The organism is Prevotella sp. Sow4_E9_plate (assembly GCF_052116205.1).
Classification (GTDB): Bacteria; Bacteroidota; Bacteroidia; order Bacteroidales; family Bacteroidaceae; genus Prevotella.
In genome coordinates, this window is record NZ_JBQKLN010000073.1 from 1 (window position 1) to 8832 (window position 8832).

The 8832-nt window shown below is 45.7% G+C and carries 7 protein-coding genes and 1 rRNA gene; 6 read left to right on the forward strand and 2 right to left on the reverse strand.

Translation table 11 applies throughout. The annotated features are described in order from the left end of the window. The 5 genes from rrf to ACTQ53_RS16680 form a co-directional block, all read left to right on the forward strand. Positions 1–109, forward strand: a 5S ribosomal RNA gene (rrf, locus tag ACTQ53_RS16660); the annotation flags it as partial. A gap of 554 nt (positions 110–663) precedes the next feature. After that, a complete protein-coding gene (locus ACTQ53_RS16665; RefSeq protein WP_089544301.1) occupies positions 664–1677 on the forward strand; it encodes an aspartate-semialdehyde dehydrogenase in 1014 nt (337 codons plus the stop codon). 104 nt (positions 1678–1781) lie between these two features. Continuing rightward, positions 1782–3098 (forward strand): AAA family ATPase, encoded by a 1317-nt coding sequence (locus tag ACTQ53_RS16670; RefSeq protein WP_441934351.1) that lies wholly within the window; start codon positions 1782–1784, stop codon positions 3096–3098. Positions 3099–3228: 130 nt separating this feature from the next. Beyond that, on the forward strand, positions 3229–3696 hold the full coding sequence (locus ACTQ53_RS16675) for a C-GCAxxG-C-C family protein (protein ID WP_187360440.1): 468 nt from the start codon (positions 3229–3231) through the stop codon (positions 3694–3696). A 56-nt stretch (positions 3697–3752) separates the two neighbouring features. Continuing rightward, positions 3753–5435 (forward strand): kinase, encoded by a 1683-nt coding sequence (locus ACTQ53_RS16680; RefSeq protein ID WP_441934353.1) that lies wholly within the window; start codon positions 3753–3755, stop codon positions 5433–5435. A gap of 97 nt (positions 5436–5532) precedes the next feature. Here the strand turns inward: ACTQ53_RS16680 and ACTQ53_RS16685 are convergent, their stop codons facing one another. After that, positions 5533–6537 (reverse strand): TerC family protein, encoded by a 1005-nt coding sequence (locus ACTQ53_RS16685; RefSeq protein ID WP_217762218.1) that lies wholly within the window; start codon positions 6535–6537, stop codon positions 5533–5535. Positions 6538–6979: 442 nt separating this feature from the next. Between ACTQ53_RS16685 and ACTQ53_RS16690 the strand changes: the two genes are divergently transcribed. Beyond that, a complete protein-coding gene (locus ACTQ53_RS16690) occupies positions 6980–7822 on the forward strand; it encodes a glycoside hydrolase family 16 protein (protein WP_441934356.1) in 843 nt (280 codons plus the stop codon). Between the two features lie 171 nt (positions 7823–7993). Here the strand turns inward: ACTQ53_RS16690 and ACTQ53_RS16695 are convergent, their stop codons facing one another. Then, positions 7994–8458 (reverse strand): copper resistance protein NlpE, encoded by a 465-nt coding sequence (locus ACTQ53_RS16695; RefSeq protein WP_296973667.1) that lies wholly within the window; start codon positions 8456–8458, stop codon positions 7994–7996. Positions 8459–8832 lie beyond the last annotated feature (374 nt).

An 8832-nucleotide genomic window follows, 5' to 3' on the forward strand; every position in this document is an offset into this window, starting at 1 on the left:
GTGGTTATTGCGGTGAGGTCCCACCTCTTCCCATTCCGAACAGAGAAGTTAAGCTCACTTGCGCCGATGGTACTGCAATGCAATGCGGGAGAGTAGGTAGCCGCCTTCTTTTATCAAGAGCCTCGATTACGAAAGTAGTCGGGGCTCTTTTGTTTTCATGCTGATTTTGTTTTCTCACGCTGATTGCTTTTTTATGCTGATTTTTTTTGTCACGCAGATTTGGCTTTCCCTTCGGCCGCCGATTTTCAATTCGCAGATGACGCAGATTCTTTTAGCTGTTTTTCCTTTTACCTTTTTACTCTTTTACCTTTTTACTCTTTTACCTTTTTACTCTTTTACCCTTTTACTCTTTTACTCTTTTACCTTTTTACTCTTTTACCCTTTTACTTACAGTTCATTGCTGAATGACAACTGTTGCTATCTAATTTCAGTTTTAGGGTAGCTTTATGCAGAAAAGTAAGCAAAAATGATAAAAATGCATCAAAAAGCAATAATTTTTAGGAATTTATGCTTGTTATTGTAAAAAAAGTCTTAACTTTGCAGCGGATTTGAGAAGATAAGCTGTTTTGGCAATTAAAGATGGAGAAACATCCGGCTGGAAAGGAGCATCTTTCTCATATATAGATTCACTTATAACAACTTTATAAATTAAAAGATTCGATTATGAAAGTAGCAATTGTTGGTGCAAGTGGCGCAGTAGGACAGGAATTTTTGCGTATCCTTGCCGAGAGAAATTTCCCTATGGATGATTTGGTGTTGTTTGGTTCTGAGCGTTCTGCCGGACGAAAATACAACTTCAAGGGAAAGGACTATGAGGTCAAACTTTTGCAGCATAACGATGACTTTAAAGATGTCGATATTGCTTTCACATCTGCTGGTGGCGGCACTTCTGAGGAGTTTGCCGAGACTATCACCAAGTATGGTGCCGTGATGATTGATAACTCTAGCGCATTCCGTATGTGCGACGACGTGCCTCTGGTTGTGCCTGAGGTAAATGCTGAGGATGCCTTGAACCGCCCTCGCAACATCATCGCCAACCCTAACTGTACCACCATCATGATGGTAGTAGTGTTGAAGCCTATCGATGACTTAAGCCATATCAAGAAAATCCATATCTCTTCTTATCAGAGTGCTTCTGGTGCTGGTGCTGCTGCCATGGCAGAGCTTGAACAGCAGTATAAGGACATCATCGAGACTGGTAAGACTGAGCATATCAATAAGTTCCCTCATCAGTTGGCATATAATGTCATCCCACAGATTGACAAGATGACTCCTAACGATTACACCAAGGAGGAGATGAAGATGTTTAACGAGACCCGCAAGATCATGCACTCTGATGTTCGCACCAGTGCTACCTGCGTTCGCGTTTCTTCACTCCGTTCTCACTCAGAGAGTGTTTGGTTCGAGACAGAGAAGCCATTGGCAGTAGAGGACATCCGCAAGGCTTTGGAGGCTGCTCCAGGCGTAACCGTTAAGGATGACGCACAGAACTACGTTTATCCAATGCCATTGGAGAGCGCCGGTAAGGACGATGTATATGTAGGTCGTATCCGCAAGGATCTGGCTGATGACAATGGTAACACATTGTGGTTGACCGGCGACCAGATTCGTAAGGGTGCTGCCCTGAACGCAGTTCAGATTGCTGAGTATTTGATTAAGGTTGGCAATGTAAAGTAAGCCATACCTTATTTTATAAAAGAATATGAGGAAGTTAAGGGATAATGAATTTTATCTCTTAACTTCTTTTCGTCTTTATACGATTCTGATCAGAAAGTAAAGATATGCTTGAAAGATTCAAACAATTACTCGGTGAGATGAACCGGGGGATTTATGAGAAGGAGACGGAGATATCCTTGTCGCTCCTTGCCGCTCTGGCAGGTGAGAGTATCATCCTGCTGGGACCTCCGGGAGTGGCAAAGAGTATGGTGGCACGACAGTTGAAAACGGCATTCAAGGATGCCCGGAGTTTCGAGTATCTGATGTCGCGATTCTCTACGCCAGATGAAATCTTCGGTCCGGTGAGTATTCAGAAACTGAAGACATCGGATACTTACGAGCGTGCGGTGGAGGGATATCTGCCTACTGCAGATGTGGTTTTCCTGGATGAAATTTGGAAGGCGGGACCTGCTATCCAGAACACGCTCCTCACGGTGATTAATGAGAAAATCTTCAGAAATGGCAATCGCGAGATGCATCTTCCTTTGAAACTTCTTGTGGCTGCTAGTAATGAACTTCCTGCAAAGGGAGAAGGACTGGAGGCGCTTTGGGACCGATTCGTCATCAGAATAGAGAGTAGACCGATTAAGCTGGAGAAGAATTTCCGGGCGATGCTGCTGGATTCTAATGAGTCTCACACGGATCTCACTGATTCCACGGATGAGGCTAATGTTATGTACAAGAAGTCTTCTGTAAAGCAAACGCCAATGGGAGTAGAAACATCAGAAAGAGATTTGTTTATTTCTGAGAATACAAAGAAAAAATCTGTGAGATCTGTGAAATCCGTGTGCGATATAAGAATATCCCCTGAGGAGTATGCTGAATGGGCGGTGAAAATCTGTAAGATTGGCGTAAAGGAGGAGGTGCTTGATGCAATTTCCGCCATCCGTAAATCTCTGAGAGCCGTGAATGTGGATGAGGCTGCTGAGCGCCGAAACATCTATGTGAGCGACCGCCGATGGAAAAATATCGTTCGTCTGCTTCGCACTTCTGCCTTCATGCAGGATAGGGAAGAGGTGGATATCTGCGACCTGCTTCCTATCTACCATTGTCTGTGGCAGGAACCGGAAGAGCGGGATGCTATCAGATGCATCGTGATTCGTGCACTCTTTTCTCCTTTCGCAGAAAAACTCGTGGAGATGAAGAATGCGCTTGCCGAAGATATTAAGTATCATCGTGTTCGCAGAAATCCTGGTGATGGCAGAGATTACGAGGGGGAAATCGAAACCCTTTCGGATGGCTTGACTTCGCTGGAAAGGCAGTTGGGCGAGAATCTCTTCGTGTCTTCGGATGATAAGACAGAAATTTCGGTCTATCTTCGTGATTTCTATAAGGAGTTGGCGTTTACCAGACAGGATACGATGAAACTTTACGAGGCATAATATGATGAAGTTCTATGAGGTATAATATGATGAAACTCTATGAGTTTTATTCGCCTTCTATTATTTATACATTAATTATATACAGAAGATTCAAAACATTATGAACGAACAGAAAATATTGACTCCAGAATTGGAGGCGCGTGTTCACCAGGCGGTGGAGAACTTTATGCAGGGCTATGGCTGTTGCCAGTCGGTGGTGGCTGCTTTTGCTGATTTATATGGTCTTGATGATGAGATGGCGAAGCGCATTGGTGCCGGCTTCGGTGGTGGAGTAGGCAGAATGAGAATGATGTGCGGAGCCGTTTCGGGCATCGTGGTGCTCGTTGGCTTGGATTGTGGACAGACCGAGGGGGATGACCGCGAGGGAAAGTCGGCCTGCTATAAGGTGGTGCAGGATTTGCTAGCCAAATCGAAGGAGCAGAATGGTAGTATCATCTGTGCCGAGATTCTGGGCTTGAAGGGCCATGAGAAGGCGCAATCCAGCTATGTGGCTTCGGCAAGAACGGCAGAATACTACAAGTCTCGTCCTTGCGCAGCCAAAGTGGAGAGTGCTGCAAGAATCTTCGCAGAATATCTGATGGAGAAAGAGAAGGCTTAGTCTTCCTATAATATATAAGAAGCTTTTTACCAATTTGGTAAAAAATATCGAATAAGATGAAATACCAGAATAACAAGGATTTGGCGGAGGCGCAGTATTACTTGAAGATGCTGGACGACTTCTGCAAGTCGGGGCAGGTGAAGATTCCTGATCCGACAGGCACAGCCATGCCTTGGAAATTGAAGGAAGACCCGCTGAAGGATTATCTGATTCATCTCTTTACCCTGAAAGTGACGATTCCGGAAACTGGTGAAGAGGTGCAGAAATTCGTGCGCCAGGTGGTGAACAGCAAAATCAAGAGCAAGGTGTTCTATGATTGCGTGGGAAAGTTTATCGTGGAATGCGTTCATCACATGCGATTCCAGCGCCAGCGTGCCTGGACCGAAAGTCATCGGGCTGATGATGTGCTCGACTGGACTCCCTTTAAGAGAATGGATGAGCAGGTGTGGCTTCCGCTCATCGACCAGTTGGAGCAGGAACACCAGGAGGATGGATTCGATAAGTCTTTCTTCCTGAAACTGATGGCTGGCGATGGAGCTTCGAAAACCGAAAACTGGGAGCGACTGGTTAGAGACTGGAAGGTGTGCATCGACCATCAGGTATTGAACAAACTGAAGGATTTTATTTCTCTCCGTCAGAATAATTTCGAAACGGGATTGGTTCGCATGATGGACCAGATAACCCGCAACATGAAGACGAAGGGCGTTTCGGAGCAGCGAGCCGTGCAAGCCTGGGAACTGATGACGAACGGATGGACGGAAACGGAGTTTGAACGCCGCCTGAACCAGGTGAAGATTCAGGATAAATATCCGGAAATCAAGGAGATTGTGGCGAAGATGGGTCGTGTGGCAGATGCCAACGGCAAAGATAGGCTCACCATCGCTTCGGGGGTGGAGATGAAGATGGAGCATTCCGCAGGAAGTGACATCGAGGGCATTACCGTGGGCGATGATCTCAACTCGCTTCTTCCGCTGGAGTTGGCGCAATACAGCGATGAGGATATGGAGGGGCTTTTTATCTATAAGTATCGAACCCGCAGGCTCCAGACTTTCCGTTACAAGAGCGAAATGTCGAAGCCATCCCGCAAACTCGGCTTTACCCATGCTTCCCGAAAGGGTCCGATGATAGTTTGTCTGGATACTTCGGCGAGTATGTATGGAACGCCTGAAAGGATTTCTTCTACGCTGATATCCCTGTTGGAAGAAACGGCAGAGGATTTGGAGCGGGATTGCTTTCTGATAGATTTCTCCGTGAGTACCCGTGCCATCGATCTGATGGCGAAGCGGAAGGCGGAGCGGTTGAAGAGAATAGGAATTACGGTTATGGAGACTTATGAATCACCTGGAATTCCCGGAACTTCAGAATCTCCCGAAAATTCTGCTGGTTTGTCTTCTGATGGTCAGGCTCATACGGGACGTGGTGTTCGGCGCCAGCCTACAACAACCCATCTGCCTTTTATTGGTGGAGGAACTTCGGCTAAGAAGATGATGAACCAGATGTTTGATTTGCTGGATAACGATGGTCTGCATTATGTGAATGCCGATGTGCTTTGGATTACGGATTTCCTGATTCCGAATCCGCCGCAGCAGATGTTGGCGAGGTTCAAGGAGTATAAGGAAACGGGCACCAGGTTTTATGGCATCCGGATAGTTCGGGATGATGACAAGGAGCCGAATGAATGGAAGGATTATTTCAACCGAATTTACACCATAAAGTATAGACCGTTGAGGAGGTATTAGGAAGATTAATTTAATAAACAAAAAGTTCTGTTTGCATCATTGTATTTGCAGACAGAACTTTTTTATTTTCTAAAAGATAACTTTATGTTTCTGAGTCTTATTTCGCATTTTCCAAAGCTTCCTTTTTCTGTGGAATCACCACCGAAGCTCCGATGCTGACGAGCAATACGAGGATGATGAATACCAGCGAACTTACTGCATCAATCTCGAAGAAATCGTGGATGAGCATCTTTACACCGATGAACACCAGCAGCACGCTCACGCCCACCTTCAAGTAGCGGAACTTATCGGCTATCGCTGCCAGCAGGAAGAAGAGGGCACGCAAGCCCAGGATGGCGAAGATGTTGGAGAAGAACACCACGAACGGGTCGAGCGAAACCGAGAACACGGCAGGGATACTGTCGAAGGCGAATATCAGATCGCAGAACTCGATGAACACCACCGTCATTACCAGCGGGCCCAGATGCAGGCGTCGCTGCATGAACTTCACCACCGGATGGTCGAGGGCGTTGATCTCTTCCTTCTTGTTCCTGTTCAAGAACATCTTGGCGCCGCTGTAAACCAGGAATCCTCCGAATATGAGCAATATCCAGGCGAATCGGCTGATGAGGGCAGCACCCGCAAAGATGAAGACGAAGCGAAGCACGATGGCTCCCAGAATACCCCAGTTCAATACGTGCTGGTAATCTTTCTTGTCCACTCCGAACGACGTGAAGATCATCATCATCACGAAGAGATTATCCACCGAGAGCGTTTTCTCTATCAGATAACCCGAGATGTAAGAGATGGTCATGTAGTGGCGATATTGCTGCAGACTCCCTTCATAATCGTTCGGATCCAGTTTGAGATGAGAAGCATAGCGCGAGGCTATCAGCTTCAGGTCGTCGAAGTTCTCTATGCCGTGCACCATGTCGCCATGAAAGTAGATGAACACGGCAAAGGCAAGTGCGAGAATAATCCATACAGCCGTCCAGGAGCCGGCTTCCTTGATGGAAACCACATGCGCCTTTCGGTCGATGACCAGCATGTCTAATACGAGGATGGCGGCGATGAATATCACGAAGCCCACCAAAAACATCGATTCAGTAAAAACATGTTCCATTTTTCTTTTTTCCTTTTTCCTTGTCTATTTTATATAATACCTAATTTTATAGTTGAATCTTCATATTCATTTCATCCGTTGGAAACGTGGACGCAAAATTAGGAAAAATATCTGGAATAGCGAAGGTTCGGGGGCAAAACTTAATTGAATTTAACGTGAAAGATGAGAATGTAATGGGTTTGTAATATATTGGAATGTAGAATATAACTTTTGATTTCTCGAAAAATACTCCTGATTTCTCGAAAAGTACTCCTGATTTCTCGAAAAGTACTCTTCTTTCTTATCGTAATTTTGTATTTTTGCCTCATCTTAGGTAATCATAAGCATCATTGATTCAGTAATCATCAGTATTGTTGAATCTATGATTATACGTGAAACAGACAATCATTGGAAATTAATAACAAAACAATCAATCAATATGAATGTAAAGCAGAAAATGGGAATGGCGTTCGGAGTGTTGGCGATGGCTTTGTCTCCATCTGCCCTGATGGCTCAGAATGACTGGAAACTGGTATGGAGCGATGAGTTCAATACCGATGGACTTCTCGATTCCAAGGTGTGGAACTACGAGGAGGGATTCAAGCGCAACCACGAGGCGCAATGGTATCAGAAAGCCAATGCCTATTGCAAGGATGGCAATCTCGTAATCGAGGCACGCAAGGAGAAGAAGTCTCGCAGAAATCCCGGTTTCAGGAAGAACAGCAGCCGATGGCCTGAGAACATCGAGAAGATTCATTATACCTCTGCCTCGGTGAATACGGCAGAGAAGAAGGAGTTTCTCTATGGTAGGGTAGAAGTTAGGGCAAAGATTCCTACAGCGGGTGGTGCCTGGCCTGCCATCTGGCTTCTGGGACGCGGCATGGACTGGCCGTCGAATGGAGAAATCGATATGATGGAGTATTATCGCAGGCAGGGTGTGCCTCATATCCTTGCCAATGCCTGCTGGGGTACCGACAAGCCTTGGACGGCGAAATGGAACAGCAAGGCTATCCCTTTCACCCATTTCACCAATCGTGATTCGCAATGGGCTGATAAGTTCCACGTTTGGCGCATGGATTGGGATGAGCAGAGCATCCGTCTTTATCTGGACGATGAACTTCTCAACGAGATTAGTCAGGCAGAGGCGGTGAATGGCAAGCTGGGCAATGGCGAGCAGCCTTTCAAGAAGCCGCAGTATCTCCTGCTCAATCTTGCTCTGGGCGGTGATAATGGTGGCGAAATCGATGATTCCGCTCTTCCGATGAAGTATTTCATCGATTATGTAAGGGTGTATCAGAAGAAATAATTCCGCCAACTGCCACAACAAAAATGCGCCAACTGCCACAACAAAAATGCGCCAACTGCCACAATGAAAAAGCGTCAACTGCCACAACGCAAAGCACCCATCTCGTATTCCGGAAGCAGAAAAGATGCTTTCTTGATATGAGATGGGTGCTTTTTTTTAGATGTGAATAGCTTACTTCTTCTTGGTCAGCACATAGTGCTTAGCCATGGCGCCTTCAGGTTCGGTACCGAGTGAGTCGGTCATGATAAGACTGTTGGCATCCTTCACCTTGAAGTAGGTTGTCTCGCCGCTGGATGGGCGGATGATTTCTACCACGTTGTTTGCCAGAACCTTGAAGATGCCGCTTGCTTCGTCGTGACCGTCCTTGCGCTCCAGATAGTCAGCTGAGTACTGGTATGTACTGTCGGCATTAAGCGTCAATACAGTCTTGATTCCCGGGCAGTCGGCAGCAGGGAGAGTACCTTCGTAAGTGCCTGCGATAGAATCGAGAACCACATCGTTCGAATTGAGCGAATCTTTTTCTGCATAGCTGAGGCTATCCTGGTCAGCCTCCTTATTATTTGTCTTCTTGCCGTTGCAAGAGACAACAGACAATGCAGCGATAACGGCTGCAGTCAAAACTAATTTCTTTTTCATACTATACCGCTTTTTTAAGTGAATACTTTCTTTCGCAAAAATACACTTTTATTCCGTTACCTGCAAACTTTTCATGTAGAATTTATAGAATATTATACTATTTTCTTAATTACTCACTTTGCCTAAAAAACAGGAAGGAATGATGGTTCATCCCCCTCCTCAGACCGTCCGAAAACCTTGATTTTCTGCTTTTTATCACTGTTTTGAGGGCATATAAAGCCCTCTAAGCTAGTCTGGGGACCAGCTCTAAAATTTCGATTTCCAATAAAATTCATAATTGATGTGCTCAAATCGAGCGAAAATAAGTGATAGGAGGTCTAAAAATTAAGTTGTGGGGACCTCCTTCTTCCCCTTATGCCATCTTTGCGATCAAT